The following is a 26,993-nucleotide window of genomic DNA, read 5'->3' as shown; positions in this document are numbered from 1 at the left end:
GCCCGCCGGGATTTTCTTTGTCTATTTTGACACCCTATCGGCCGGATAGGGTGTCGGCAGCAAAAGCAAGAGGCCGCCGGCAAGGAAGATGACGAGCGTCGCCATGCCGAGGCGGGCCGAGCCGCTCCAGTAGGTTACCAGCGAGAAGAACAGCGTCGCCATGAAGCTGGTGGCGCGGCCCGAGAGTGCATAAATGCCGAAATAACGCCCGGCTTCCGAGAGGCTGACGCTGCGGGCGAGATAAGAGCGCGAGGAGGCCTGTACGGGGCCGAAGGCGATGCCGATCAAGAGGCCATAGCCGATATAGGCTTTCTCCGCCGCGGTGCCGAACAGACCGCCGGAACTGACCGTCGAGAGCGGGACAAGGCCGAAAAGCGTGAAGCCCGGTCCAGTCGAGAGGATGCCGAAAGTGGCGACGAGCAGCAGCGTCAGGCTGATCATGACCGTCGTCTTCGAGCCCAGCCAGCGGTCGACATAGCCGGCGGCGAAGCACCCGAAAATGGCGATGACATTGAGGATGATGCCGTAGATGCCGATCTCGATCGTCGCCCAGCCGAACATGCCTGCCGCAAAGGTGCCACCGAGGATCAGCAGGCCGTTGACGCCATCCTGATAGACCATGCGCGCGATGAGGAAGAGGCTGATGCCGCGTCGGCGCTTCAGCTCGCCCAAGGTCATGGTGAGTTCGTGCAGGCCCGAGCGAACGGCGGCACGAAGCGGCAGGCCGCGGGCGGCGTCGGGCGTGAAGAAGAACATCGGCAAGATGAAGAGAAAGTACCAGACGGCGGAAATCGGCCCAGTGATGCGCGCGTCCTCACCGAGCGTGGCATCGAGGCCGAAGAGCGGCGTCAGGCCGAGAATGGTCTTGCCGGTCTGCGGATTGCCGGCGAGCAGCGCAACGACAGTGATCAGCACGATCATGCCGCCGAGATAGCCGAGCCCCCAGGCTGCATTCGACAGCCTACCGACATCATCCTTGCCGACCAGCCGCGGCATCATGGAATCGTTAAAGACGATCGAGAATTCGGCCGAGATCGAAGCCAGGATCATGAAGATTACCGGATAGATCACCGGCGATCCGGGTGCGGCGCCCCAGAGGCAGAAGAGGCTGGCGATCTTGATGACGGCGAAGAAGGCGATCCACGGTTTGCGAGCACCGGATTGATCCGCGATCGAGCCGAGGACCGGCGAGAGGATGGCGATGATCACCGAGGAGATCGTCGCCATGTTGCTCCATGTCGTCTGTGCGGAGATCGGATCGGTCGTCAGTCGCGCGACGAAATAGGGGCCGAAGATGAAGGTGGTGACGACGGTGAAGAACGGCTGGGCCGCCCAGTCGAAGAACATCCAGCCCCAGATGCCTCGTGCCGGCACTTTTGCCGGCACGCCATTGTCAATTTCAGTCGTCACCAAGTTCAGCCCCTCAATCCCTTACCCGTTTGCCGGGTCGGGGCGGACTGTGTCACCTTGCCCGGCCGTTCGCAAGATCGCTGAGCAGGCCGGCGGCAACGGTAATGCGAGCGAGGTTCGGATCGCCGCTTTCGCTGAGGCCGCCGAGCTCTTCGGCAATGCGATTGATGCGGATACGGTCTTCCGCATGCCATGCCTGAACCGGCTGTTTGTCCTTCGGATGATTGGACAGAGCGGAGATGACGATATCGCGGCGCGCGCCGGCGATCTGGTCGAGGCTGCGCGCCAAAGCGAGGCTCTCGTAGTGGTCGCCGGTGACGATCCTGCTGCCGGCAAGCAGCAGGCGGCCGACGCGGAAGGTCTGCGAGACCGTGAAGTAGCTTTCGGCCGCTCGGTTCAGCGTGTCGCCGGTGCGCTCGGCGATCTGCATGATCTCAGGCACGAGGACGAGCGCGTAGATCGTGGCGATCTCCGAAGCCAGCTTTTCCGGCAGGCCGGCGGCCAGATAGTCCGCCTCACGCGTGGCGATCTCGGCTGCGAAATCTGCTGGGATCTGGCTAAGGAAGACGGGTCGCAGCTTCTTCAAGGCTGCCCGAAGCCGGCTAACCGTCTCTTCGATGTCGCCCTTGGCAGCACCGGTCTTCAGCAGCAGGCGGGTCAACACCGTGTAGACCTCTGTGATCTCGCCGTAGACGCGGTTCTGCATCTGACCGCCGACCTTGCCATCCAGCGCATCCGTCTCGTTCCAGAGCCGGTCGAGATCGAAGCCGTCGCGGGCAACCACAGCTGCCTTGACCACCTCGGCAGCCGATACCGCCGTTGCATCCATCATGCTGACCGCAAAGCCCGGACCGCCCCTATTGATCGCCTCGTTGGCGAGCGCTGTGGCGATGATCTCGCGGCGCAGGCGGTGAGTGTCGATATCGGCGGCATTTGAGCGTTGCATCTTGGCCGGGAAATACCGGCTGAGGGTTGCTGCGAAGTAGGGATCGTCGGGCAGGTCGCTTGCGACCAGCGCGTCGAAGAGGACGATCTTGGCATAGGAGAGCAGCACGCCGATTTCCGGGCGGGTCAGCGGCCGGCCGTTGGCATAACGCTCGGCGAAGGTCTGGTCGTCAGGCAGGGTCTCAACCTTGCGGTTGAGCTGCTTTGCCGCTTCCAGCACGCTCATGAAGCGGCTGAGTTCCAGGCCGTTGCCGGTGCCCTTGCGCTCCGTCAGCGAAATCGCCAGGGATTGCAGATAGTTGTTGCGCAATACCAGCACGGCCACTTCATCGGTCATGGAGGCGAGCAGCGTGTCGCGCTTGGCGCGCGTCAGCCGGTCGGCGAACATGGCAGATGCCAGCGCGATCTTGATGTTGACCTCGACGTCAGAGGTGTTGACGCCGGCGGAGTTGTCGATGGCGTCCGAGTTGCAACGTCCACCCTTGAGGCCATAGGCGATGCGGCCCTTCTGGGTGACGCCGAGATTGGCGCCCTCGCCGATCACCTTGGCGCGAACTTCCTCGGCCGTGATGCGGATCGGATCGTTGGCGCGATCGCCGACTTCCGAATCCGTTTCGGCCGGTGCCTTGACATATGTGCCGATGCCGCCAAACCACAGGAGGTCCACCGGCGCTCTGAGGATCGCCGTCATGATCTCGAACGGCGTGGCGACTGATTTGCCGATGCCGATGGCAGCGACAGCTTCCGGCGTCAGCGTCACCGACTTCGCCGAGCGGGAAATGATCATGGCGCCCTTCGACAGGATGGACTTGTCGAAATCCTGCCAGCTCGAGCGCGGCAGGTTGAAGAGGCGCTGCCGTTCGGCCAGCGTCTTTTCCATGTGAGGATCGGGATCGATGAAGATGTCGCGGTGGTCGAAGGCGGCGAGCAGGCGGATCTTTGGCGAGAGCAGCATGCCGTTGCCGAAGACGTCGCCGGACATGTCGCCGACGCCGACGACGTTGAAGGGCGTCGTCTGGATATCAATATCCATCTCGCGGAAATGCCGCTTCACGGTTTCCCAGGCGCCGCGGGCGGTGATGCCCATCTTCTTGTGGTCGTAGCCGGCCGAGCCGCCCGAGGCGAAGGCGTCGTCCAGCCAGAAGCCGGCTTCCTGCGCCAGCGCATTGGCGGTGTCGGAGAAGGTGGCTGTGCCCTTGTCGGCAGCGACGACGAAATAGGGGTCGTCACCATCGAGCCGCACGGTATCGGCCGGCGGAATGATATCTGCGCCGGAGATGTTGTCGGTGATCGACAGCAGCGTGCGGATATAGGTCTTGTAGGCCTCGCGGCCGGCATTGAAGACTTCGTCGCGGCTGCCGCCGATCGGGAGCTTCTTCGGATAGAAGCCGCCCTTAGCGCCCACAGGCACGATAACGGCATTCTTGACCTGCTGCGCCTTCACCAGGCCGAGTACTTCGGTGCGATAATCCTCGGCACGGTCGGACCAGCGCAGGCCGCCGCGCGCCACCTTGCCGAAGCGCAGGTGCACGCCTTCGACCTCGACGCCGTAGACGAAGATTTCGCGGAAGGGCCGCGGCTCGGGCAGGCCATCCAGAAGCTTCGGATCGAGCTTGAAGGCGAGCATCGCCCTCGGCGTGCCGTCGGCATTCTTCTGGAAATAGTTGGTGCGCAGCGTTGCGTCGATGGCGTTGACATAGCGGCGCAGGATGCGGTCGTCGTCGAGGCTCGGAACGTCGGCAAGCTCGGTTTCGATGGCTGCATGCAGCTCGGCGAGCTTCTTCGTGCGGTTCTTGTCGTTAAGCTTTGGATCGAGCGTGTCGTGGAACAGCCGGAAGAGCGATCCTGCGACATGCGGATATTTGTCTAGCGTCGAAGAGATATAGTCCTGCGAATAGGCGATGCCTGCCTGCCGGAGATAGCGGGAATAGGCGCGCAATACGTTCGTTTCGCGGGCGGAGAGATCGGCAGAAACGATCAGCCGGTTGAAGGCGTCGTTGTCGATGGTGCCGCCGAAAGCAGCGAGGAAGGCTTCTTCCAGTGCGGCGCCGTGGCGGGCAAGATCGATCGTCAGGCCGTTGCGGGCCTCGAGCTCCATGTCGTGAAGCACGACATGGCCGGTCGAGCCGCCCTTGGCGGTGACGTAGATGTCAAAGGTGCGCTCGCTGATGACGTTGAAGCCGAGATTTTCCAGGAGCGGCACGCGGCGCGACAGTGCAAGGTTGCCGTCTCCATGGAAGATCTTCAGCGAAAGAATGTCGCCTGCCTCGTCCTTGCGGATATAGAAGCCGATGCGGATCGGCTCGGCACCGGCAGTCGCCGTGATGTCCGGCAGATCGGCAAAGGCGTCTTCCGGCGAAAAGGCTTCCTGGAAGGCCTGGCTGATGGAGATGCTCGGCGCCTTCGGGCCTGCCAGCGTGACGAAACGCTCGTCCCAGCGGGCGGTGATGGCGCGGATCGCCTCTTCGAGCTTAGCCTGTGGAACATGCGGCGTCTTGCCGGCGCTGCGGCCGATGATGAAGTGCACGCGTGCCACACTGGCCTCCGGGAAGGCCGGATAATAGGCGGATACGCGGCCGTCATAGACTGACTTCAGGTAGTTGCCGATCTTCTCGCGGACGACGGAATCATATTCCTCGCGCGGGACATAGACGATTACCGAAACGAAGCGGTCGAACTGGTCGATGCGCGGCAATGCCCGCACGCGCGGCCGGTCGGTCAGATCGTTGATCTGTTCGGCAAAGCTTGCCAGCAAGGTCGTATCGATCTGGAAGAGGTCGTCGCGGGGATAGGATTCCAGCGTATTTTCGAGCATGCGGCCCGAATGGCTTGTGGGATCGAAGCCGAAATGATCCTTGACCTTCTGCACCTTCGAGCGCAGCAGCGGCACTTCGGCGGCAGTGCTGGTATAGGCCGTGGAGGTGAAGAGACCGACGATGCGCAGCTCGCCCGTCACATTGCCATCGGCGTCGAAGCGCTTGACGCCGACATAATCCATATAGGCGCGGCGGTGAACGATCGATTTGACGTTGGCCTTGGTAACGATCAGTAAATCCGGTCCATCGAGGAAGGCGAGGATTTCCGGCGTCGTGGTGACGGCGTCCTGGCCCTGCCTGAGAACGCGGACATCCGGATTGGAGAGGATACCGAGGCCGGTGCCGCGGTCGCGCTCGACCTTGGCGTTGGCGCCCTTGCCGGAATAGACATATTCGCGCATGCCGAGGAAGGTGAAATTGCCGTCCCGTAGCCAGGCAAGGAAGGCGAGCGCCTCGTCGCGGTCGTTCTTGCGGCGGCCGGCTGCTTCATAGGTGGAAAGCTCGGAAATGACGGTGTCCAGGCGCGACAGCATCGGCTTCCAGTCGGAAACGGCGAGATGCGTCTGATCGAGCACGGTCTGCACCCGCCTGGTCAGGTCCGCTGCCTGTGCCGCCGTCAAAGGCGAGAGGTGTAGCTGGATATGGCTGACGCGATGGGCAGGGTCGCTCGGGCGCTCGGCGGAATAGAGGCTCGGCTGCTTGCCCCCCTCGATGACCAGGATCGGATGCACGGCCATATAGAGGTCGCGGTAGCTGCTGGTCACCTCGCCCATGACCGATTCGTAGAGGAAGGGCATGTTGTGGTCGGTGATCGACAGGATCGATACGGCAACGCCATCGGGCTCTATATTGGCAACCTGATCGATGCTGACGCGCGGAGCGGTGCCATTCCAGGCCGCCAGCTCCTTGGCCGCGTGCGTTGCAGCAAGGGCCAGCATTTCAGGGCTGTAAAGCTCCATGTCGTCGTTGCTGGCCCGGCCGAACAGGATTTCGGGATCGAGGTGCGCCTCGCCCGTCGTTGCGGCTATCTTTCGTGCCGCTTCGATCTGTTTTTCCCGTTTCGGATTGCTTTTGGGCGCCATGGAATTCCTCCCGATTTTCGAATTCTGACCACATTAGCAGAAGGTTTAGCGAAAAAACTGGCAAAAAGAATGCGAATTCGGTTGCTTTTGGACTGATTTTGGCTCGTTTTTTTAAAAATCTTGCCAGAATGCTCGATCTCAGCACAAAGCAGATATCGCTGGGGTGAAATTGGCGGAATCACTTCGTCAACAGAGGGTTTCATGACTCTGTGAAGTGCCGTTGACAGAGTGCCGCCAAAGGGATCATCAACGGCGTCATTGCAGTTTGAAGCCCTGAACTTGAAAGCAAGCATCATGTCGCAAGTGTCGGCCGGCGCCGTTATCGTCATCTCCAGCCATGTCGTCAGAGGTTCCGTAGGCAATCGCGCCGCCGTCTTCGCGCTGGAAACGCTCGGCCATCCCGTGTGGGCCCTGCCGACCATCGTTCTGCCATGGCATCCCGGCCACGGCCGTTCGACGCGGCTGACCTTCAACGAGGCGGATTTCGATCACGCAATCGACGATCTCATTGCGGCGCCCTGGCTTTCCGAGGTCAAAGCGGTGCTCTCCGGATACTTTGGTAATGCTGCGCAGGCGCGTTCCGTTGCCCGGCTGGTGGCGGCATTGCGGGAAAAGAACCCCGATCTGCTTTATGCCTGCGATCCTGTCATCGGCGATGCCGGCGGGCTCTATGTGCCCGAGGCGACTGCCGAAGCGATCCGCGACCATCTTATTCCGCTAGCCTCTCTGGCGACGCCGAACCGCTATGAGCTTGCCTGGCTTGCCGGTGCGCCGCTCGAGGACAACAACGCTATTATGGAGGCGGCACTCGCGCTTGGGCCGTCGCGCATGCTGGTGACCTCGGCGGTGCCGATGATGGCCGGCGGCATCGGAAATCTCTATCTCAGCGGCCGGAGCGCGCTGCTTGCCGAGCATCGCAGCATAGAGGGTGCGCCGAACGGGCTCGGCGATCTGCTCTGTGCCTTGTTCCTCTCACGCCTGCTTTCCGGCATGGATGAGGAACGGGCGCTGCAGCTGACGACGGCCAGCGTCTATGAAGTGCTGGCGCGCGCCGTCAAACGCGGCAGCAACGAGCTGACACTCGCCGTCGATTCCGCGAGCCTGTCGACGCCGATGGCGATGGTGCAGCTGCGGCACCTCGTTCACCCGGCACAACGGCGGAAAAAATAGCGGCCCGCAGGGGTTAACGCTTTTTGCAGCGCAGCAGTTGCCATCGGTCCCGGTGCGCTGTAATTCAATGTCATGCAAAGCTTTCCCGACACCCTTCTGAACGGTTATCGCAGCTTCATGAGCGGGCGTTACGTCGATGAGCGCGAACGCTATCGCACTCTGGCGGAGATCGGCCAGAACCCGTCGACACTTGTGATTGCCTGTTGTGACTCCCGTTCGGCGCCGGAGATCATCTTCGATGCCGGCCCAGGCGAGCTCTTCGTCATCCGCAACGTCGCAAACATGGTGCCGCCCTATGAGCCTGATGGTAATTTCCATTCGACCTCGTCGGCGCTTGAATTCGCGGTTCTGTCGCTCAAGGTCTCCGACATCGTTGTCATGGGCCACGGCCGCTGTGGCGGTATTCGTGCTGCACTCGATCCCGATGCCGAGCCGCTGTCGCCGGGCGACTTCATCGGCCGGTGGATGGCCCTGCTGAAGCCGGCGGCCGAACAGATCCAGAGTAACGACATCATGACGCAGACCGAACGTCAGACGGCACTGGAGCGTATTTCGATCCGCAACTCGCTGGACAATCTCCGCAGTTTCCCGGAGATCAAGGCGCGCGAGGAAGAGGGCAAACTGCGCCTGCATGGCGCATGGTTCGATATTTCGACCGGCGAGCTCTGGATCATGGACCCCGATACCCGCGATTTCATCCGTCCGGACGTCTAACGCATGTCGCGCAAAAATGCGCAGCGGTTTTCCGTCCGGAATTGCGTAAAAACAATAAGTTAGAGCGGCTCTCAGATTCCGTGAAAAAATGAACCGCTCTAAGCGCGGAAAACAGATCAAATGAAAAAGCGCTGCGAGCCATCCAGCCGCAGCGCTTTTTTGATTCATGAATCTGTCTTACCTGCCGTCGATCTGCTGGCCGATATAAGCGATCGCCTGCTGATAGACCTTGGCGTCGTTCCAACCGGCAATAGCGGCGAAATTCGATTCGCCGGGCTGATAGCCGGCGCCGGGCTGCCAGCCATGGCCGCGCAGGAAGTTGGCAGTCGAGGCGAGTGCATCCGCGCGCGAGCCGACAAGATCGACCCTGCCGTCGCCATCTTCGTCGATGCCGAAGGCGACGACGTTCTTGGGCATGAACTGCGTCTGGCCGATTTCGCCATGGGCCGCACCGCGTGCGGACGTGCTGAGATAGCCTTCGCCAACGAGCTTCAGGGCGGCATAGAGCTGCTCGGTGAAGAATGCGGAACGGCGGCAGTCATAGGCAAGGGTCGAGACGGCCGAAAGCGTGTGCTGGTCGCCCATGTAGCTGCCGAAGCCGGTTTCCATGCCCCAGATGGCGATGATCGGGCCTGCGGGAACCCCGAAGCGTTTCTCGATCTTGGCAAACAATGCCGCGTTCGCCTGCTTCATGTTGCGGCCGCGACTGATGATCGTCTGGCCGCCGCGCTTCTTCATGAATTCCTCGAAGGAAAGCTTGAAGCTCTTCTGGCCGCGGTCGGCGCGAATGGTGGGCTGGTTGTAATGAACGTTTGCGAAGGCCCTGTCGAGGACGGAGGAACTGACGCCCTGTCCCTGCGCTTCGCGCTTGAATTCCTGCACCCAATTCTCGAAACCTGCGGAAGTGTTGCCGCAGGATGCAGCGTTTGCCGTAATCGGCATGGCGAGCAGCAGCCCGCCCGCGACGAGAGCCGCCATTCCAGACTTTGTGATCCGCATTCAGTGTCCCCGAATTCTTACCGCGATGCGAACGCGGTAACCGTTTTTGGAAGGCGCATAAACCCGCCAATCACCAGGCTTATGCGCGGTCTAGTCGTCACTGGACCATGCCAGCATCCGACCATCATGTCATTATCACATTTTAGCGGTCAGTATTTTCGCTTCACGTAAAACATAACCGCCAAATATATTTGCAAAAGCCTCGCCTTTCATCCGAAATGGCGAGGCTTTAGTTCAATCCTGCTTAGCTAGCGAAGATTTATAAACCGTAAATTGGTTTACGAAATCTTATGCAGCCTGCTTGCGCGGCTTGATCAGGCCACGATTGATAAGCAGTTCGGCGATCTGGATGGCATTGAGGGCGGCACCCTTGCGCAGGTTGTCGGAGACGACCCACATATTGAGGCCGTTTTCGACGGTCGCGTCTTCGCGGATGCGCGAAATATAGGTCGCGTCCTCGCCGGCGGATTCGTAAGGCGTGATGTAGCCGCCGTTTTCATGCTTGTCGATGACGAGGCAGCCCGGTGCTTCGCGCAGGATGTCACGGGCCTGGTCTGCGGTGATCTCGTTTTCGAACTCGATGTTGACCGATTCGGAATGGCCGATAAACACGGGTACGCGAACGGCCGTGCAGGTGACCTTGATCTTCGGGTCGAGCATCTTCTTGGTTTCGGCCAGTACCTTCCACTCTTCCTTGGTGTAGCCGTCTTCCATGAAGCTATCGATATGTGGAATGACGTTGAAGGCGATGCGCTTGGTGAACTTCTTCGCCTCGATCGGGTCGGCGACGAAGACGGCGCGGGTCTGGTTGAACAGCTCGTCCATGCCGTCCTTGCCGGCACCGGAAACGGACTGGTAGGTCGAGACGACGACGCGCTTGATCTTGGCGAAATCATGCAGCGGCTTCAGCGCCACGACGAGCTGCGCGGTCGAGCAATTCGGGTTGGCGATGATGTTGCGCTTGGTGAACTGCGTGACGGCATCCGGGTTCACTTCCGGCACGATCAGCGGCACGTCGGCGTCGTAGCGCCAGGCGGAGGAGTTGTCGATGACGACGCAGCCCTGGGCGCCGATCTTCGGCGAAAACTTCATCGAGACCTCGCCACCGGCCGACATCAGGCAGATGTCGGTGTCGGAGAAGTCGTAGTTCTCCAGGTTGGAAACCTTCAGCGTCCGGTCGCCGAAGGAAACTTCGGTTCCCTGCGAGCGGGCGGATGCGAGCGCCACGACCTCATCGGCCGGAAAACCGCGTTCAGCCAGGATGTTGAGCATTTCGCGGCCGACATTCCCGGTCGCGCCCGCTACTGCAACTTTGAAACCCATTTCTCAAGCTCTCTTTCTCTTCTCTCCTCTTGGGCGAAGGGGGGGAACCGCAGCCATTACGACCGGTTCCTGTCCCCAGCCGAGCCGGGGAGAGAGCGGCAGGCCAGAGACGTCAGACGGTTTTCGTCGTCGTTTTGGCCATGGTTTTGGAAGAAACCGGAAAATAGACATCCTGCCCGGCATATTCCGCCGGGTGACTGTGGCTATCGATCTGTTCGAAGCGAAGCATGGAAGTCTTCCTTTTCCGTCGCCGGTTCTAAGAGGTTTTCCACAGGAGTCAAGGATTTCCTCGCTCGCATCGCTGCGGGAGCGAGGAAATCGGGGGCGTTGAAACGTGCCTTCAACCTATCGTGTTCGAAGGCCCTCCGTTTCGAGTGTCAGCGGTTGGACTTGCGCGTGATTTCGAACAGGAACCAGGTGCGGCGTTCGGTCTCGTCCAGCCAGTTTTCGAGGAGGCTGGCGGTGGCGACATCGCCATATTCGTCGCAGACGCCGTGAACAGCGCGCATTTCGGCCGAAAGCTTGAGATTGTCATCCGCCAGTTCGGCGAGCATGTCCTGCGGGTCGACATATTCCGCGTCGTTGTCCGGGATGCGTTGCAGCTTGGCGATCTGGCCGATCGAGCGCAGCGTGTTTCCGCCGATCTTTCGGGCGCGCTCGGCCATGGGATCGGTCATCGCGAAAATCTGATCGCCTTGTTCGTCCAGAAGCAGGTGATAATCGCGGAAATGCGGTCCGCTCATATGCCAGTGAAAATTCTTGGTCTTCAGATAGAGGGCAAAGACATCGGCCAGCAGCGCGCTCAGAGCTGCGGAAATATCGCGGGTCGCTTCCTCGCTGAGATTGGTGCGAGTGCCTAATTTCGACTTGGTATTGGCGCTATTCATAAAGACGTCCTCCGTTTGTTTTTCACGACAGCGATCGCCGGCGGATCATAGGAGCGCTCGATGACATTCGCTGCTGCGTTGGATCGCATTGAAGACAGGATCTGTTTCGAAATTTCGCGGACGAGATGCCGCTTCGCGGCACGAACGACTGCGATGGCATGCGGAAAACCCGGATATCCACACTAAATAGGAAAATGAAGCGGTTTGGCAATTGTTCGCTAATGTATAGGCGCAGTGTACGGCTATGCCGCGCCGGTAAGCCGCCCTTCTGTCGAAGGGCGGCTCTGCGTTGGGTGATTATTTCAGGCCACCACCGACATAGATGGTTTCACCGGTCACCCAGGCGGCGTCCTGCGAAGCCAGGAAGACAGCCACCGGGGCGATATCGGTCGGCTGGCCAAGGCGGCCGAGCGGCGTCTGCGAGACGAGATGCTTCTCAAAGTCGCTGCCGATGACGCCTGCCGCAACGACGCCTTCAGTCTCAACGCCGCCCGGCGCGAGATTATTGATCCGGATATTTTTCGGACCGAGCTCCTTGGCGAGGATCTGGGTGATGGAGTTTACGGCAGCCTTGGTTGCCGTATAAACCGATGCGGTCGGCAGGTTCATGCTGACGGCGTTTGAGCCGATGTTGATGATATTGCCGCCTTCTGAGCCGAAATATTTGACGGCTTCCCGCGTGGTCAGCAGTGTGCCCAGCACGTTGATATTGAATTCACGATGGAATTCTTCCTCGGTGAACTCCTCTATCGACGCGAATTGGTAGACGCCGGCATTGTTGACGAGGATATCGACGCGGCCGAAGGCCTGCTTGGTTTCGGCAAAGAGCCGTTTGACGTCTTCGGATTTGGAAACGTCGCCGTGGACGGCGAGCGCCTTACCGCCCTTGGCCGTGATCGCGGCCACCACCTTGTCGGCGCCTTCGCGGCTCGAGGCATAGTTGACGACGACGGCTGCGCCCGCCTCGCCCATTGCCCTGGCGATGCCAGCACCGATGCCCTTGGATGCTCCGGTCACGATTGCGACCTTGCCTGTCAGCTTGCTCATGTGATTTTCCTTCGGAAAATGTTAGACGGTTTTATAATCATCAAACCATTTGGCGCATGCGACCCGAAAACCGTTTCGCGGCGTCACTTTGATATTTAGATAATCATCTAATTGATACAAGAGCGGCAACAGAAAATGCTGATGGCATGGACGAAATCGTCAGATCTTGGAAAGCTCCGCCATATAGGCGTTCAGCGTATCGCGGCGCAGCATGAGGTTTGCGAACTTGCCCTCACGCTGGATCTCGATGAGCCCGGCGTTTTCGAGCTCCTTGATATGATGGGACATCGTCGCGGCGCTGACGGTGTGGCACTCGTTCAGGGTGCTGCAGGGCATGGGTTCGGTTCGTGAGCCGATCTCCTTCAAGATCTGCACGCGTCGCGGCTCGGCAAGCGCCCGGGAGATCAATCCCATCTGCCTTTCGCTCAAACGTATCGGCCCGGCATCCATGATTTTCATCGCAGTGGAAACGAAATCGGGTTGACCGCTTTCGCGATCACGCCATTGCCAGATATATGAAGGCAGAACGGCCTTGGCAACCTTTGCGGTCTGGCCATGCATTGTTGTGCTCAAAGGCGGACGTGTACGAGTATGCCCTCGCCTTACCGGCTGCACACGGCGACTTAGCTGCACATGGTCTAATCAGAGCGTCATTTGCTCTTCAGCAGCCGCCATTTCGTTACAGGCCAGCCAGCGGGGTCGATGCGAAAGAGCAGGCCGTAACGGGAATAGACGATCGCCGTCATGAAGGAAAACCAGCCGCCGAGCGCCAGGCCGGCTATGACGTCGCTCGGATAATGGGCGCCGACCATGACGCGCGTGATCGCCAGCCACAGAGCGCAGGCAGCGAAGATGTAACGGTAGCGCGGGAAGATAAAGGCAAGCGCCACGAAAAGGGCGCCGATGGTGGTCGCATGGCCAGACGGAAAGCTCTCGAAGCTGGCGCGGCCGTTGAAGGGCGAGAAGCCGAAAGGCCCCCAATCGGCAAAATGCGTCGGGCGGGCGCGGCCGATGGCGCGCTTGAGCACATTGGCGAGAAGGCCGGAAAGCACGATCGTCGTCAGCAGGTAAGCACCGATCTGGCAGATGCGCATTGCCTGGCAGCGGCAACGCGGCGAGCGCAGCAGACGGCTACCGGCCCAGCCTTCGATGAACAGGAAGGCGCTGACGATGATGATCCAGCCGGAATCGCCGAAATCGGTCAGCATTCCGCCGAAAAAGCGAATAGAGGGCGAGAGGCTCTTCAGGGCTGCGCCGACGGGCCAATCGAACAGGAGAGCAGAGAGCAGCACAATATTGGCTGTCAGAAACAGGCAGGTTTTCCAATGGCATGGCGCAAGCGCAGCATGGCTTCGCCGCCAACGCCTATCGAGAGACGCCAAGATCTCCTGCATACCCACCGCCTGATATTTTATATCCAATCAAAGATGACGCTTAACAGCGACTTGTTACAACTCTTCTAAAGAATTGTGACGCCGAGGCAGGTGATTGATCATGGCGCGTGCAAGCCTGGCCGCAGTAGCAAAAAGCCCCGCTCTTCGGTGAAGAACGGGGCTTGTGTTTCACGTGAAATATAGCAGGCGATTTATGCAGAAGATTATGCCGACAGAGCCTTGAATTCGGCGAGGATGGCATCGCCCATTTCGGCGGTGCCCACCTGGCGGCTGCCAGCCGACATGATGTCGCCGGTGCGGATGCCGCTGTCGAGCACGTTGGCGATCGCCTTTTCCAACGCATCGGCTTCGGACACCAGGCCGAAGGAGTAGCGCAGGCACATGGCGAAGGAAGCGATCATGGCGATCGGGTTGGCAATGCCCTTGCCGGCGATGTCCGGTGCGGAACCGTGCACGGGCTCGTAGAGTGCCTTGCGCTTGCCGGTCTTGGCGTCAGGTGCGCCGAGCGAAGCGGACGGCAGCATGCCGAGCGAACCGGTCAGCATGGCGGCGACGTCGGACAGCATGTCGCCGAACAGGTTGTCGGTGACGATAACATCGAACTGCTTCGGCTGGCGCACGAGCTGCATGCCGCCGGCATCGGCGAGCATGTGCTCGAGCTGCACGTCGGCATATTTTTCCTTGTGCGTCGCGGTGACGACCTGGTTCCAGAGCACGCCCGACTTCATGACGTTGCGCTTTTCCATCGAGCAGACGCGATTGTTGCGGGTGCGCGCCAGTTCGAAGGCGACGCCGGCGATGCGTTCGATCTCGTAGGTGTCGTAGATCTGGGTGTCGATGCCGCGCTTCTGGCCGTTGCCGAGATCGATGATCTCTTTCGGCTCGCCAAAATAGACGCCGCCGGTGAGTTCGCGCACGATGAGGATATCGAGGCCTTCGACCAGTTCCGGCTTCAGCGAGGAGGCCGATGCCAGCGCCGGGTAGCAGATGGCTGGGCGCAGGTTGGCAAACAGCTGGAGATCCTTGCGCAGGCGCAGCAGGCCCGCTTCCGGGCGCACTTCGTAAGGCACCGCATCCCACTTCGGGCCGCCGACAGCGCCGAAGAGCACGGCGTCGGCCGCCATCGCCTTGGCCATATCGGCATCGGAGATCGCTGCGCCATGCGCGTCATAGGCGCTGCCGCCGACAAGGCCTTCGTCCGTGACGAAGCCGGCATTCTTCGCCTCGTTCATGTAGGCGATGATCTTGCGAACTTCGCCCATGGCTTCGGGACCGATGCCGTCGCCCGGCAGAAGGAAGAGATTGCGCACTGTCATGGGGAAGCCTCCGCGAAAGAAAAAGTTGCGGGGTTTTTAGACCTGCAAATGCGGCTTTTCAAGCGAGGAAGCGGCCGAAACGGTACGGTTTTCGGGCTTTTGCGGTGTCACTACTCGCCCTCCGTTCGAAACTAGCGAGGAGGGCGAGCGGTTGTCTTTGGCAGCTTGTGCCGAAATTGCTTACTCGGCGAGACCCAGCGAAGCGAGATAGGTTGCCGATGCCGGGATCTTCGACTTGTCCTTGATCTCGATGATCAAACGCGGATTGCTGTCGAGCTTGGCAAGGGCGGCAAAGACGGCGCGCCAGTGAATATTGCCTTCGCCAAGGCTCCAGTGGCGGTCGGCATAGCCATCCGCGTCTTGCAGGTGGATATGCTGCAGGCGGTTGCCGGCGGCGTGGACATAGTAATCGACCGGCGGAGCGCCGGTGTAGCCATGAGCATAATGGGCATGGCCGGTGTCGATCGACACGGCGACGGCGGGCGAGTTGAAGCTATTTGCAAGGCCGACGCGGATATGGGGATCCTTGTCTTCGATATTCTCGATGACCATGGTCAGACCGATGTCTTCGGCGCGCTTGACGGCCTCTTTCAGCGTCAGGTGCGTATATTCGATGATCTTTTCGCGCTCGCCCTTGTTGTTGTCGAGATTGTTGTAGGACCACGACGTATAGGGGCTATGGATGACCATCTGCGTGGCGCCGATATTGGCGCAGACGTCGAGCGCCTGCTGCAGGCGCTTGGAGACGACGGCGCGGATGTCCGGATCCTGCGAGGCGATGATGAAGCCCCAGAACGGGCCATGGATGCCGAGGCGACCCTGATGGCCGTCGAGCAGCTTGCGGGCGCGCTCGGCAAGCGGCTGCCAATCACCGTTCAGGACGTCGGCTTCGACGAAGCTCTGCAGTTCGAGGTCGCGCGGCTTTTCGAGCAGCCAGTTGCGATGGGTTTCGACGTCGTCAAGCGTCATGGCGGCGCCGACAATGGGAAGGGAGGTCATGGAGAGGCTCCAGTAGGGAGGAGGAGAATCGGGGGGCGGAGGAAGCCCAAGGGGGTTCCGCAGAGGCTGTATGATCCCCGTTTTTGTCGAGCATATTACAGCGGGTGGAAAAGATGGTGCCTGACCCGTTTTCCGAGATTTGCGCTCCCCGGTTCTTGAGCGTGTAATTGCGGGATAGTCCCCTCTCCCCGCTTGCGGGGAGAGGGTTAGGGTGAGGGGCTGTTTGCGAAGGCGGTAATTGCGTGGTCTCGCCGCCGCTCTAGCGGCGATGCCACCAGTTCTGGAAACCATTGTCGCTATTTGCGATGAATGACTTGCGGAGGCGGTCGAGGCGCCTGCCTTACAGCTCTTCCTGTGCGAAACAAATCGTAACTCCCCTCATCAAGTCGATAGCCCGCGGCCCCTCACCCCAGCCCTCTCCCCGCAAGCGGGGAGAGGGAGTCCTCAGTATGAAAAAAGCCGGGCTTTTCAGCCCGGCTTTGACACGCAAATGTGATGATGAAATCGATCAGGCGGCCCAGGGATGAGCGGCGGCGTTCGACTTTTCGAACTTGTCAATCGCGGAGGACTTTTCCAGCGTCAGGCCGATATCGTCGAGGCCGTTCAGCAGGCAGTGGCGCTTGAACTCGTCGAGTTCGAACTTCAGCGAGCCGCCGTCTGGGCCGGTGATTTCGAGGTTTTCCAGATCGACGGTCAGGATGGCGTTGGAGCCGCGCGAGGCGTCGTCCATCAGCTTGTCGAGATCTTCCTGGCTGACCTTGATCGGCAGAATGCCGTTCTTGAAGCAGTTGTTGTAGAAGATGTCGGCGAAGCTGGTCGAGATGACGCAGCGAATGCCGAAGTCGAGAAGTGCCCAGGGCGCATGCTCACGCGAGGAGCCGCAGCCGAAATTGTCGCCGGCGACGAGGATCTTGGCGTTCTGATAGGCGGGCTTGTTCAGCACGAAATCTTCGTTCGGCGAACCATCTTCGTTGTAGCGGGCTTCAGCGAAGAGCCCCTTGCCGAGGCCGGTGCGCTTGATGGTCTTCAGATAATCCTTCGGGATGATCATGTCGGTATCAACATTGACGACCGGGAGGGGTGCCGCGACACCGGTCAACTTCACGAACTTGTCCATGGGGTCCTGCCTTCATTCTCGTCTAAGCACGAATTATCCTGCCAATAGAGCAAATCCGGCCCGAAATGAAGGAGAATCTTGGATGTGCTCTAAAACGCGGCGCTTTGGTCGCCCTTGCCAATCAGGACGAGGCCTGAATCTCGGGCAAACAGGTTTGGCAGCCGGCATAGCAGGCCGCCCCTATCCTGTGTTCGACCTTAGAGATCGATGATCGTGCCTCGACCGTCGTTCCAGATGCGCATTTCGCGCTGGCTGTTCGTCTTCGCCTTGGCGCGCACCGGCGCAGGCTTCATGCGCAGCGAAATCGCACGGGCTACCATGAGCACGGTCAGGATACCGCCGACGGCAAGCGTGAGCGAAACGGTAAACAGCGCCATGGCTGCAAACACAGTAACACCGGCAAGCGCGATAAACAGGGAACGGATATTCTGCATGGTCGAGACCTCTCTACTTCCAGCAATGTGGTCCTCTTCCTTCTCATCTGCAAGAGGAGCGTGGCTTTTTGTTGACTTGCCTGTCGATTAAAAGCGCGGCAAAACGGCGCTATGAGCGAATTTTCCCCTTCCCGCCCCGCCCGCCTGCGCCGTTCGGTCTTGAGCGTTCCCGCCATCAACCGCCGCGCGCTGGACAAGCTTTCGAGCCTCGATTGCGACGCCGTCATTTTCGATCTCGAAGATTCCGTCTCGCCGGAGAAGAAGGCCGAGGCGCGGGAGAATTTGCGCGCCTTTTTCGCCGCGTCCCCACTTCCCGGCAAGGAGCGGATCATCCGCATCAATGCGCTTTCCTCCAATTTCGGCGCTGGCGATCTGGAGCTGGTCGTGGAGCTGGAACCGGATGCGGTGCTGCTGCCGAAAGTGGACGAGCCGCAGGACGTGACTGGTGTCAGCGACCGGCTCGCGGAAGCCGATGCGCCGGAGGGCCTGCGCATCTGGGCGATGATCGAGACGCCGCGCGGCATCCTGAATGCAGCTGCGATCGCCGAGGCCGGGCGCACGGCGGGCAGCCGGCTCGATTGCTTCGTCGTCGGCCTCAACGACCTCAGAAAGGAAACGGGTGTTCTGCCCCAACCCGGCCGCACCTATGTCGTGCCCTGGCTGATGCAGGTGGTGCTGGCGGTCAGCGCCTATGGGCTCGAGGCTATCGACAGCGTCTTCAACGACTTCAAGAATGCCGAGGAATTCGACGCCGAATGCGGCCAGGGCCGCATCATGGGATTTGCCGGCAAGATGCTGATCCATCCGAACCAGATCGAGGCGGCCAACCGGCACTTTGGTCCCGATGAAGCTGCCATTGCCGAGGCCGAAGCCATCATATCAGCCTTTGCCGAACCGGGCGCCGAAACTCTCAATGTCGTGAACCTCGGCGGGCGGATGGTGGAGCGGCTGCACCTTGTCCAGGCGGAGAGACTCGTCCATAAAGCTCGCCTGATCGAGCAGCGTCCTGGCGCGGCTGCAACGCCTCGCACCGACGTCTGACTGAAAAACAAGAAAGATGCCTTGATGAAACTCTACCGCTTCCTCACCGGCCCTGACGACGCATCCTTCTGCCACAAGGTGAGTGCGGCGCTGAACAAGGGCTGGGAGCTGTCGGGCTCGCCGACCTATGCCTTCAATGCTGCGACCGGCCAGATGCAGTGCGGCCAGGCCGTCATCAAGGAAGTGGCGGGCAAGGATTACGATCCTGATATGAAGCTTTCCGAGCAATAAGCCGGAAGTAATTGCTTTATCGAAGGTCTGATGCCTTTCCCTGACCGTCTTGCGGTCAGGGCCGATATCACCGATCCGTCGCTTCTTCGGCGCTCGCCTCGATGCGCTCAATGTCCTCGTCGCTCAGGCCAAAATGGTGACCGATCTCGTGGATCAGGACATGGGTGATGATATCGCCGAGGGTTTCCTCGTTCTCAGCCCAATAATCGATGATCGGCCGGCGGTAGAGGCGGATCTTGTTCGGCATATCCCCGGTCTGGGCGGTGAAACGCTCCGAGATGCCGCGGCCTTCGAAGAGGCCGAGCAGGTCGAAAGGGGTTTCCAGCGCCATATCCTCGAACACTTCGTCATCGGGAAAATCCTCGATGAGAATGATGAGGTTGCCGGTGAGCGAGCGGAATTCGTCCGGCAGGTGGCTGTAAGCCTCCATGGCCAGAGATTCGAATGTGCTGATTGAGGGCGCGTGGCGGTCCCGCCAATCCTCGCTCTGGTCAATGCGAGCCATGAATGCTTCCTTCCTTGGCTGGTCATATAGAGACTTTGCGCAGCTTTTACGAGAGCGGATTCAAGCGAAGGAATATTTTCTTATGAAATGGTGTTGACTCTTTCACCAAGCTCTGGAATCCATAAGAACATAACAGGAACATTATCGATCTGGAGTGAACGTCATGGCCGAGGCTGCCGTGGCGCGGGAAACGCTTTTTGCCCTGCGTGAAACCATTGCCCGACTGGAAGGCAGGCCGATCCCGGCACTGGCCGCGGCAGCGCATGAAGCGCTGGCGGACAAGCCGGCCACGAGGTCGGCAGGTCTTGCGAAGCCCCTGCCCGAGCAGCCGCTTCTTGCGGTCGGGGTCGACGATCTCGATGCCGCGATGCAGGGCGGCGTGGCGCTCGATGCGCTGACGGAAATCCGCTCGCTCGGCCTGCGCGATGCCGGGTCGGCCAGCGGCTTTACCCTTGCGCTAGCCGCGCGGCTGCATGCACAGGCGTCAGGCACAGACGCGGCCATCTCTCCGATCCTGTGGATCGGCGATACGGTCGCCACAATGGAGGCGGGCCTGCCCTACGCCATCGGTCTTCAGGATTTCGGACTGGCGCCGTCGGCCTTCCTGCAGGCCTCGCCGCGCAAGCTGGAGGAAGCACTCTGGCTGGCGGAGGCAGCGCTTAGCAGTGCGGCCTTTGCGGTTGTCATTCTGGAAGTGCGTGGCAATCCGGCTCGTTTCGGCCTGACCGAAAGCCGGCGGCTGGCGTTAAGGGCCAAGGCGGCAGGACGGCCCTTGTTTCTGTTGCGACAGGGAGGCGAGGAGGAGGCGAGCAGCGCCCTCTTCCGCTTTTCCGTCGAACCCGCGCCGGCGCAGGCGCGGCCCCTGCCGGATGGATCGGTGCTTAGCGGCAGCATCGGTCACCCGGCCTTTCGTCTGACCTTGGAAAAGAGCCGCAACCCGGCGCCTCTTTCCATAACCCTGGAGTGGAATGCCCATGACCGCCGCTTTGCCCCTGTCTCCGACATTCAATGCCCTGCCTTTCCCGGCGAACACGCAGCGCATTCTGGCGCTGACCTTCCCGCATCTGCCGACCGACCGCATCGCCCGCAAGCGCTGGGGCCTGTCCTGGCGTTCGACAGGCAGGCTTGAAACGCCGCCGCTCGTCTGCGCCGGCAAGCTCAACAACGCCATGCGGCTGACCGCGCTCAACGAGCGGGCGGAGATGATCGGCCTGAAGCCGGGCCAGGGCGTGGCCGAGGCCAAGGCGATCTGCCCTATCCTTGATATCGTCGAGGAGGATCCGGCAGCGGATCGCAAGCTTTTGGAAGCGATCGCCGACTGGTGCGACCGCTATACGCCGCTGGTAGCGATCGACGGCAAGGACGGCCTGTTTCTGGATATTACCGGCTGCGCCCATCTCTTCGGCGGCGAAGAGGCGCTGCTCGAAGACGTCTTGATCCGGATTTCCCGGTTGGGGCTCGATGTGCGCGGCGCCATTTCCTCCGCGCCGGGTCTGTCTTGGGCCGTAGCCCGCTTTGACGACAGTCGTGTCGTTCCTCCGGAGGCCATGGAGGAGGCCTTGGCGCCGTTGCCTGTGGCGTCCTTGAGGCTCGGCGAGGAGACCGTTGCGGCCTTGCAGAAGATGGGCTTGAAGCAGACGGGCGATCTTCTGGCCGCGCCGCGTGCGCCGCTTGCCCGTCGTTTCGGCACGCAGCTGCTATTGCGGCTCGATCAGGCCGTTGGTCTCGTCGAGGAGCCGATCTCGCCGCGTCGGCCAGTGGCGCAATTGTCGGCCGAGCGCCGGCTTGCCGAGCCGGTGCAAGCGGAAGCCGATCTTCTGGAGCTCGCCCGGCAGCTCGCCGAAACCCTGAAGCCGGGGCTGGAGGCACGCGGTGTCGGCGGCCGTTCCTTCGAGCTTCTGCTCTTCAGAGTGGATGGCGAGGTCTTCCGCATTGCCGCCGGCGCATCGCAGCCGCTGCGGGAGCCAAGGCGGATCGCCAGCCTGTTTACGGAGCGCTTCACCGCCATCCATGACGATCTCGATGTCGGCTATGGTTTCGAGATCGTCCGTCTCAATGTACTGCAGCATGCGGCCTTCGATGCAACGCAAGGCGACTTCGTCGGAGAAGGCCGACAGGACAGCTCGCTTGCCGCCTTTGTCGATCGGGTGGCCGCCCGGCTGGGGCCGGATTGCCTGCAGGGGGTCGAATTGCGGCAGAGCCATATTCCCGAGCGGGCCTCCCGGTCGGTGCCGGCCATGCATGTTCTTGCCGCTCATAGACGGACGGGCAGCGACTATGCCGGCCACGGCTTTTTCCGCGGCGAGCGGCCGCTGCGGCTATTTCGTATGCCGGAGTTGATCGAAACTGTCGCTGCCGAGGTGCCCGACGGTCCTCCCCGGCAATTCCGCTGGCGGCGGGTCATGCATCGCGTGCAGCGGGCCGAGGGGCCGGAACGGCTTTCGGCGGAATGGTGGCTTGAGGAAAAGGAGGAGCCTGCCCGCGATTATTTTCAGATCGAGGATGAAGAGGGCCATCGCTTCTGGTTGTTCCGCAAGGGTCTCTACGGCCGAAGCGGAACGGGACCGGATTGGTATATGCACGGGGTCTTCGCATGAACGCGCGCCCGAGCTTTCACGAACCTCCCCCTTTCTTCGAGATCGGGGTGAGAACGAACTTCTCCTTTCTCGAAGGCGCCTCGCATCCGGAAGAGATCGTGGCGCAAGCCGCTATCGTGAAACTGTCCGGGTTTGGAATTGCCGATCGCAATTCGGTTGCCGGCGTGGTCAAGGCGCATGCGCATACCAAAGTTCTCTCGGAAAAATACAAAGAGGCCGCTAAGAAGAATCTGGAGCTTCGAGCTACGGGCAAGCCGGAAAAACCGCTCCTAAAGCCGGTCCCTTTCCAGCCCGGTGCTCGGTTGGTGTTTTCGGACGGCACGCCGGATATTCTTGCCTATCCGGAGAACCGCACAGGCTGGGCGCATCTCTGTCGGCTGTTGAGTGCCGGCAATCTGAGCGGCGAAAAAGGTGTCTGCGTTCTCAAGGAAAGCGACCTTGAGAAATGGGGCGACGAGATAATGCTGGCGCTCATTCCAGATGCGGAAAGCGTCGAGACGCAGGAGGGGCAGGAAAAGCTGGAGCAATGCCTGAAGCGGCTATGGATGCGCTTCGGCCGGAAGCTGCATATGGTCCTGTCGCCGACCTATGACGGCCGGGATCGGCTGGTCTTTGCCACGCTCTCCACCATCGCGCTGCGCAACGGGGTGCGGTTGATCGCCAGCAACCAGCCGCTCTATCATACGACCGAACGCAAGCCGCTTGCCGATATCGTCGTTTCGATCCGCGAGCATGTGCCGATTGCCGAGGCCGGCTTCAAGCTGGCGGCTAATGCCGAACGCTATATGAAGGATGCTGCGGAAATGGCGCGTCTTTTCAGGGATTACCCAAAAGCGATCGCCAATACGCAGAAGTTTTTTAGCCGGCTTTCTTTCTCACTGGATGAGTTGAAGCACAATTATCCCGACGAAAGCACCGATGGCGAAACCGTTTCGGAAACGCTGGAGAGGCTGACATGGGAGGGCGCGAAATGGCGTTATTCCGGGGAGGTTCCCGAAAAGGTCTCAAAGCAGATCGAGCATGAGCTCAAGCTCATCCGCGAGCGGCAATATGAGCCCTATTTCCTGACGGTGCATCGGATCATGGAGTTTGCCCGCAGTGAGAATATCCTGTGCCAGGGGCGTGGATCAGCTGCCAATTCGACGGTTTGCTACTGCCTCAGGATTACTGAGGTCAATCCGGAGATTACGATGCTCCTGTTCGAGCGTTTCATCTCGACGGAGCGCGAGGAGCCGCCTGATATCGACGTCGATTTCGAGCATGAGAAGCGTGAAGAGGTCATTCAGTTTATCTATGACCATTACCAAATCGAACATGCCGGGCTGACGGCGGCGGTCACCAGCTATCGGGCGCGTTCCGCTGGCCGCGAAGTAGCCAAGGCCTTCGGCCTGTCGGAGGATGTGCAATCAGCTCTTGCAAGCGGCGTCTGGGGCTGGTCGACGGAGGAACTGTCCGAGCGCGAAGCGAAGGTTGCCGGCCTCGATCTCACCGACAAGACGACGCGGAATGTCCTTTCCTATGCATCGACGCTGATGGGATTTCCGCGGCATCTAACTCAGCATGTCGGCGGTTTTGTCATCACCCGGGATCGGCTGGATGAGGTCGTACCAATCATGCATACGGCGATGGATGGTCGCTATATGATCGAGTGGAACAAGGACGATCTCGACAATCTCAACATATTGAAGATCGACGTGTTGGCGCTTGGCATGCTGACCTGTCTTGCCAAGGCTTTCGATCTGTTGCTGCTGCATTACGATGTGAAGAAGCAGCTCGCCGATCTTGGTTATGCCAACTATCCCGACGGCAAACCGGTCTATGACATGATCTGCCGTGCCGATACGATCGGCGTCTTTCAGATCGAAAGCCGGGCGCAGATGAGCATGTTACCGCGTTTACGGCCTCGCAGATTCTATGATCTGGTCATCGAGGTGGCGATTGTTCGGCCTGGCCCGATCCAGGGTAATATGGTGCACCCCTATCTCAAGCGACGTGAGGCCGAGCGGGCGGGAAAGGAGCTCGACTATCCGAGCCCGGAGCTGAAGGAGGTACTGAAGCGAACGCTAGGCGTTCCGCTGTTTCAGGAACAGGCAATGCAGATCGCCATTACGGCGGCCGGATTCACGCCTGCGGAGGCGGACAAGCTGCGACGAGCCATGGCGACCTTTAAGCGCACCGGGACCATCCACACCTTCGAAGAGAAGATGGTCGAAGGCATGGCCGCGAAGGGGTACGACCGTGAGTTCGCCAAGAACTGCTTCGAGCAGATCAAGGGCTTCGGCGAATATGGCTTTCCCGAAAGCCATGCGGCTTCCTTTGCTCTTCTCGTTTACGCCTCTTCCTGGCTCAAGACCTATTATCCCGACGTCTTCTGTGTGGCGATCCTGAATGCCCAGCCGATGGGCTTTTATGCGCCGGCGCAGCTGGTGCGCGATGCGCGCGAGCATGGCGTCGAGGTTCGGCCGGTGGATATCAATCGTTCGAGTTGGGATTGCCTGCTGGAGAAGGCGCGTTTCGATCCGGGTGCGATCGAGCGGCGCCACGCGTCGATGCGCGACGATATCAAGACGCAATGTGCAGTCCGTCTCGGCTTCAGGCAGGTTAAAGGCCTATCGGATAAGGAGATAGAACTGCTTGTCACGCGTCGTGGCGATGGCTATCGATCCGTGCGCGATCTCTGGCTGCGCTCCGGGCTTGCCAAGGCGCAGATCGAGCGCCTGGGGGATGCGGATGCATTCGGCTCGATCGGTCTCAGCCGGCGTGAGGCGCTATGGGCGGTGCGGGCGCTCGATGCCGGCAGTGCCGCCGAAAAACTTCCCCTCTTCGATCTCAACGATCACACGGAGCTGCAGGTCGAGCTGGCCGTTACGCTGCCTGAAATGCTGCCCGGCGAGCAGGTCATCGAGGATTATCGCTATCTGTCGCTATCCCTGAAGGCACATCCGGTTTCCTTCCTGCGAGCCGATTTCGCGCGCATGGGCATCGTGCAGAGCCGGGATCTGCCCAATGTCGCGAGTGGCCGGATGGTGACGATTGCCGGATTGGTGCTGGTGCGCCAGCGGCCGGGATCGGCCAATGGGGTGATCTTTATGACCCTGGAGGACGAGACCGGCGTCGCCAACGCGATCGTCTGGCCGAAAAAGTTCGAGAAATACCGCGCCATCGTCATGGGGGCGCGACTGGTGAAAATCCGTGGCCGCCTGCAGAGCGAAAGCGGCGTCATCCATGTGGTGGCCGATCATATCGAGGACATGACGCCGGCACTCGGCATTCTCCAGCGCGAGGCAAGGCGTTTCGGTGTCAGCGACCGGGCAGATGAAGCATTACGGCCGACCATGGATCACAGGCAGAAGAAGAAACCGGCCTTGCTTTTGCGTGCATCCGGTGCCGAGGCCGAGGCGGAAGGTCGCAGCAATGGCGTGGAAACGGCGAGAGTCATACCGCGAGGCCGCAATTTTCATTAGGAATCCGTGTTTGATATCTCAGGGGCGGAAAGCCGGCTGCCCCTGGGTGGATCAAAACGAATCGTTTCTTTCTTGACAAAGAGCGTCTTCTTTAGCAGATAACAAGACAGCGGATGTCATGTTTGGCGGGCTGAGCGAAGAATGCTGGTTTGCAGTTGTAATTACATCACCGACAAGGAAATCCGGGAGGTCATCACCGAACTCCTCGATCAGGACTGTTGGCAGCTTATCGTTCCGGCAAAAGTCTATCACGCCATGTCGAAGCGCGGTCGCTGCTGCGGCTGCTTCCCGAATGTGGTTGATATTATTATTCAGACAACCGAGGATTATCATGCCCGTCGCCACTCGACGGAAGCAGAAATATTTGATTTCATGTCCCGCCTGAAAAAATTCCATGAAGAAAACAGGAGAGCGGACGTTGAAAGGCGACAAAAAAGTCATCGAGCGGCTTAACGAGGCGCTGTTCCTCGAGCTTGGCGCAGTCAACCAATATTGGGTTCACTACCGGCTCCTCGAGGACTGGGGCTACACCAAGCTTGCCAAGAAGGAGCGTGCGGAATCCATCGAAGAGATGCAGCATGCGGACCGTCTGGTTGCGCGCATCATCTTCCTCGAAGGGCACCCGAACCTGCAGACGCTCGCGCCTCTGCGCATCGGCCAGAATGTCAAGGAAGTATTGGAGGCCGATCTTGCAGGCGAATATGACGCCCGCGCCGCCTACAAGAAATCACGCGATATCTGTCACGATGCAGGCGATTATGTCTCGATGAAGCTGTTCGAAGAGCTGCTGACAGACGAGGAAGGCCATATCGACTTCCTGGAAACCCAGCTTGAACTGCTCGGAAAGATCGGCGAAGCCAAATATGGCCAGCTCAACGCCGATTCTGCGGACTCCGCCGAATAGTGAATTGCCGATCCGGCCGTCCTTTCGACGGCCGGATCCTTCTCGTTCAGTCTTCAGCCTTCAGGCTTGCCAAATGCTGGAATTCGGCGACAACCTGATCATAGACCGATCGCTTGAAGGCAACGATCAGATCCGGAAGCTCAACCATCGGCTTCCATCCCCAGGCATCGAATTCCGGTTCATGACCGCCCGGCGGCGGGTTGATGGCGATTTCGCTTTCGTCGCCGTCGAAGCGGAAGGCGAACCAGCGCTGCGTCTGGCCGCGATATTTTCCCTTGAGGCCGATGCCGATCAGCTGCGGCGGCAGATCGTAGTTGATCCAGTTCTTCGCTTCCGCCAGCAGCGTCACCGTCTTCATCCCGGTTTCCTCATAGAGCTCGCGATAGGCTGCTTTCAAAGGGTCTTCGCCGTCGTCTATGCCGCCTTGCGGCATCTGCCAAAGCTGCGGCGAGCCGTCATATTCGGAATTGCCGTCCGGGATACGCCGGCCGGCCCAGACCAGGCCATCCCGGTTCAGGATCATGATGCCGACACAGGGGCGATAGGGCAGGTCTTCGGCTTTTACGGGCGCTTGGGGCGTGCTCATTTGGTTCTCCAA

22 protein-coding genes and 1 pseudogene are annotated in these 26,993 nt (G+C 60.2%); 9 read left to right on the top strand and 14 right to left on the bottom strand.

The window, feature by feature from the left end:
- Positions 1–21: 21 nt before the first annotated feature.
- Complete coding sequence (locus GA0061102_RS10055) at positions 22–1,413, bottom strand: MFS transporter (RefSeq protein ID WP_092846448.1); 1,392 nt, start codon at positions 1,411–1,413, stop codon at positions 22–24.
- 49 nt (positions 1,414–1,462) lie between these two features.
- Positions 1,463–6,253, bottom strand: a complete 4,791-nt coding sequence (locus GA0061102_RS10050) for an NAD-glutamate dehydrogenase (RefSeq protein WP_092846446.1) — start codon at positions 6,251–6,253, stop codon at positions 1,463–1,465.
- Between the two features lie 294 nt (positions 6,254–6,547).
- Between GA0061102_RS10050 and pdxY the strand changes: the two genes are divergently transcribed.
- Positions 6,548–7,423, top strand: coding sequence for a pyridoxal kinase PdxY (gene pdxY / locus GA0061102_RS10045; RefSeq protein ID WP_092846444.1), 876 nt, complete (start codon positions 6,548–6,550; stop codon positions 7,421–7,423).
- Between the two features lie 72 nt (positions 7,424–7,495).
- Positions 7,496–8,137 carry a carbonic anhydrase gene (locus GA0061102_RS10040; protein WP_092846442.1) on the top strand — a complete coding sequence of 214 codons (642 nt, stop codon included), beginning with the start codon at positions 7,496–7,498 and terminating at the stop codon, positions 8,135–8,137.
- A gap of 177 nt (positions 8,138–8,314) precedes the next feature.
- On the opposite strand, the gene GA0061102_RS10035 is transcribed toward GA0061102_RS10040, so the two are convergent.
- From GA0061102_RS10035 to GA0061102_RS09990, 10 genes are all read right to left on the bottom strand, one after another.
- Positions 8,315–9,136, bottom strand: a complete 822-nt coding sequence (locus GA0061102_RS10035) for a lytic murein transglycosylase (protein ID WP_092846440.1) — start codon at positions 9,134–9,136, stop codon at positions 8,315–8,317.
- A 288-nt stretch (positions 9,137–9,424) separates the two neighbouring features.
- Positions 9,425–10,459, bottom strand: a complete 1,035-nt coding sequence (locus GA0061102_RS10030) for an aspartate-semialdehyde dehydrogenase (RefSeq protein ID WP_092846438.1) — start codon at positions 10,457–10,459, stop codon at positions 9,425–9,427.
- A gap of 377 nt (positions 10,460–10,836) precedes the next feature.
- On the bottom strand, positions 10,837–11,346 hold the full coding sequence (locus GA0061102_RS10025; protein WP_092846436.1) for a Dps family protein: 510 nt from the start codon (positions 11,344–11,346) through the stop codon (positions 10,837–10,839).
- A gap of 297 nt (positions 11,347–11,643) precedes the next feature.
- The gene (locus GA0061102_RS10020; protein ID WP_092846434.1) at positions 11,644–12,393 is read right to left on the bottom strand and encodes an SDR family NAD(P)-dependent oxidoreductase; all 750 of its coding nucleotides are present in this window, start codon (positions 12,391–12,393) and stop codon (positions 11,644–11,646) included.
- Positions 12,394–12,552: 159 nt separating this feature from the next.
- Positions 12,553–12,954: a winged helix-turn-helix domain-containing protein gene (locus GA0061102_RS33455; protein WP_245297964.1), complete on the bottom strand. Its 402-nt coding sequence runs from the start codon at positions 12,952–12,954 to the stop codon at positions 12,553–12,555.
- 89 nt (positions 12,955–13,043) lie between these two features.
- Positions 13,044–13,787 carry a lipid A 1-phosphatase LpxE gene (gene lpxE, locus GA0061102_RS10010; RefSeq protein WP_092846432.1) on the bottom strand — a complete coding sequence of 248 codons (744 nt, stop codon included), beginning with the start codon at positions 13,785–13,787 and terminating at the stop codon, positions 13,044–13,046.
- A gap of 203 nt (positions 13,788–13,990) precedes the next feature.
- Positions 13,991–15,103 (bottom strand): 3-isopropylmalate dehydrogenase, encoded by a 1,113-nt coding sequence (leuB, locus tag GA0061102_RS10005; protein WP_092846430.1) that lies wholly within the window; start codon positions 15,101–15,103, stop codon positions 13,991–13,993.
- A gap of 180 nt (positions 15,104–15,283) precedes the next feature.
- Entirely contained in the window at positions 15,284–16,102 is an 819-nt protein-coding gene (locus GA0061102_RS10000; protein WP_092846428.1) for a sugar phosphate isomerase/epimerase family protein, read from the bottom strand.
- Between the two features lie 508 nt (positions 16,103–16,610).
- Entirely contained in the window at positions 16,611–17,219 is a 609-nt protein-coding gene (gene leuD / locus GA0061102_RS09995) for a 3-isopropylmalate dehydratase small subunit (protein ID WP_092846426.1), read from the bottom strand.
- A gap of 197 nt (positions 17,220–17,416) precedes the next feature.
- Positions 17,417–17,653, bottom strand: a complete 237-nt coding sequence (locus GA0061102_RS09990; protein ID WP_004127322.1) for a hypothetical protein — start codon at positions 17,651–17,653, stop codon at positions 17,417–17,419.
- A 111-nt stretch (positions 17,654–17,764) separates the two neighbouring features.
- Between GA0061102_RS09990 and GA0061102_RS09985 the strand changes: the two genes are divergently transcribed.
- Both GA0061102_RS09985 and GA0061102_RS09980 read left to right on the top strand, forming a co-directional pair.
- Positions 17,765–18,694 (top strand): HpcH/HpaI aldolase/citrate lyase family protein, encoded by a 930-nt coding sequence (locus GA0061102_RS09985; RefSeq protein ID WP_092846424.1) that lies wholly within the window; start codon positions 17,765–17,767, stop codon positions 18,692–18,694.
- A gap of 24 nt (positions 18,695–18,718) precedes the next feature.
- Positions 18,719–18,925 carry a DUF1737 domain-containing protein gene (locus tag GA0061102_RS09980; protein ID WP_092846422.1) on the top strand — a complete coding sequence of 69 codons (207 nt, stop codon included), beginning with the start codon at positions 18,719–18,721 and terminating at the stop codon, positions 18,923–18,925.
- A gap of 67 nt (positions 18,926–18,992) precedes the next feature.
- Here GA0061102_RS09980 and GA0061102_RS09975 read toward each other — a convergent pair whose 3' ends face one another.
- Positions 18,993–19,430 (bottom strand): metallopeptidase family protein, encoded by a 438-nt coding sequence (locus GA0061102_RS09975; RefSeq protein WP_004127318.1) that lies wholly within the window; start codon positions 19,428–19,430, stop codon positions 18,993–18,995.
- A gap of 163 nt (positions 19,431–19,593) precedes the next feature.
- Here GA0061102_RS09975 and GA0061102_RS33450 point away from each other — a divergent pair, with 163 nt between their 5' ends.
- From GA0061102_RS33450 to bfr, 5 genes and pseudogenes are all read left to right on the top strand, one after another.
- A complete protein-coding gene (locus tag GA0061102_RS33450) occupies positions 19,594–20,559 on the top strand; it encodes an ImuA family protein (protein ID WP_245297963.1) in 966 nt (321 codons plus the stop codon).
- 40 nt (positions 20,560–20,599) lie between these two features.
- Positions 20,600–22,027, top strand: a complete 1,428-nt coding sequence (locus GA0061102_RS09970; protein ID WP_245297970.1) for a Y-family DNA polymerase — start codon at positions 20,600–20,602, stop codon at positions 22,025–22,027.
- On the top strand, positions 22,024–25,491 hold the full coding sequence (locus GA0061102_RS09965) for an error-prone DNA polymerase (protein ID WP_092846418.1): 3,468 nt from the start codon (positions 22,024–22,026) through the stop codon (positions 25,489–25,491). Before GA0061102_RS09970 ends, GA0061102_RS09965 begins: the two co-directional genes overlap by 4 nt.
- Before the next feature lie 60 nt (positions 25,492–25,551).
- Positions 25,552–25,944, top strand: a pseudogene (locus tag GA0061102_RS09960) ((2Fe-2S)-binding protein).
- A complete protein-coding gene (bfr, locus tag GA0061102_RS09955; RefSeq protein WP_034511054.1) occupies positions 25,910–26,395 on the top strand; it encodes a bacterioferritin in 486 nt (161 codons plus the stop codon). The pseudogene GA0061102_RS09960 and the gene bfr overlap by 35 nt, the downstream one beginning before the upstream one ends.
- 46 nt (positions 26,396–26,441) lie before the next feature.
- Here bfr and GA0061102_RS09950 read toward each other — a convergent pair whose 3' ends face one another.
- Positions 26,442–26,981, bottom strand: coding sequence for an RNA pyrophosphohydrolase (locus GA0061102_RS09950; protein WP_092846414.1), 540 nt, complete (start codon positions 26,979–26,981; stop codon positions 26,442–26,444).
- Positions 26,982–26,993: the final 12 nt, after the last annotated feature.

Source organism: Martinezella miluonensis, assembly GCF_900094545.1.
Classification (GTDB): Bacteria; Pseudomonadota; Alphaproteobacteria; order Rhizobiales; family Rhizobiaceae; genus Rhizobium; species Rhizobium miluonense.
This window is presented reverse-complemented; position numbering and strand designations above follow the sequence as displayed.

Coding starts and splice junctions, on each gene's coding strand:
- GA0061102_RS10050 (WP_092846446.1), bottom strand. CDS start 6,253: ATGGCGCCCAAAAGCAATCCGAAACGGGAAAAACAGATCGAAGCGGCA.
- pdxY (WP_092846444.1), top strand. CDS start 6,548: ATGTCGCAAGTGTCGGCCGGCGCCGTTATCGTCATCTCCAGCCATGTC.
- GA0061102_RS10040 (WP_092846442.1), top strand. CDS start 7,496: ATGCAAAGCTTTCCCGACACCCTTCTGAACGGTTATCGCAGCTTCATG.
- GA0061102_RS10035 (WP_092846440.1), bottom strand. CDS start 9,136: ATGCGGATCACAAAGTCTGGAATGGCGGCTCTCGTCGCGGGCGGGCTG.
- GA0061102_RS10030 (WP_092846438.1), bottom strand. CDS start 10,459: ATGGGTTTCAAAGTTGCAGTAGCGGGCGCGACCGGGAATGTCGGCCGC.
- GA0061102_RS10025 (WP_092846436.1), bottom strand. CDS start 11,346: ATGAATAGCGCCAATACCAAGTCGAAATTAGGCACTCGCACCAATCTC.
- GA0061102_RS10020 (WP_092846434.1), bottom strand. CDS start 12,393: ATGAGCAAGCTGACAGGCAAGGTCGCAATCGTGACCGGAGCATCCAAG.
- GA0061102_RS33455 (WP_245297964.1), bottom strand. CDS start 12,954: ATGCATGGCCAGACCGCAAAGGTTGCCAAGGCCGTTCTGCCTTCATAT.
- lpxE (WP_092846432.1), bottom strand. CDS start 13,787: ATGCAGGAGATCTTGGCGTCTCTCGATAGGCGTTGGCGGCGAAGCCAT.
- leuB (WP_092846430.1), bottom strand. CDS start 15,103: ATGACAGTGCGCAATCTCTTCCTTCTGCCGGGCGACGGCATCGGTCCC.
- GA0061102_RS10000 (WP_092846428.1), bottom strand. CDS start 16,102: ATGACCTCCCTTCCCATTGTCGGCGCCGCCATGACGCTTGACGACGTC.
- leuD (WP_092846426.1), bottom strand. CDS start 17,219: ATGGACAAGTTCGTGAAGTTGACCGGTGTCGCGGCACCCCTCCCGGTC.
- GA0061102_RS09990 (WP_004127322.1), bottom strand. CDS start 17,653: ATGCAGAATATCCGTTCCCTGTTTATCGCGCTTGCCGGTGTTACTGTG.
- GA0061102_RS09985 (WP_092846424.1), top strand. CDS start 17,765: ATGAGCGAATTTTCCCCTTCCCGCCCCGCCCGCCTGCGCCGTTCGGTC.
- GA0061102_RS09980 (WP_092846422.1), top strand. CDS start 18,719: ATGAAACTCTACCGCTTCCTCACCGGCCCTGACGACGCATCCTTCTGC.
- GA0061102_RS09975 (WP_004127318.1), bottom strand. CDS start 19,430: ATGGCTCGCATTGACCAGAGCGAGGATTGGCGGGACCGCCACGCGCCC.
- GA0061102_RS33450 (WP_245297963.1), top strand. CDS start 19,594: ATGGCCGAGGCTGCCGTGGCGCGGGAAACGCTTTTTGCCCTGCGTGAA.
- GA0061102_RS09970 (WP_245297970.1), top strand. CDS start 20,600: ATGCGGCTGACCGCGCTCAACGAGCGGGCGGAGATGATCGGCCTGAAG.
- GA0061102_RS09965 (WP_092846418.1), top strand. CDS start 22,024: ATGAACGCGCGCCCGAGCTTTCACGAACCTCCCCCTTTCTTCGAGATC.
- GA0061102_RS09950 (WP_092846414.1), bottom strand. CDS start 26,981: ATGAGCACGCCCCAAGCGCCCGTAAAAGCCGAAGACCTGCCCTATCGC.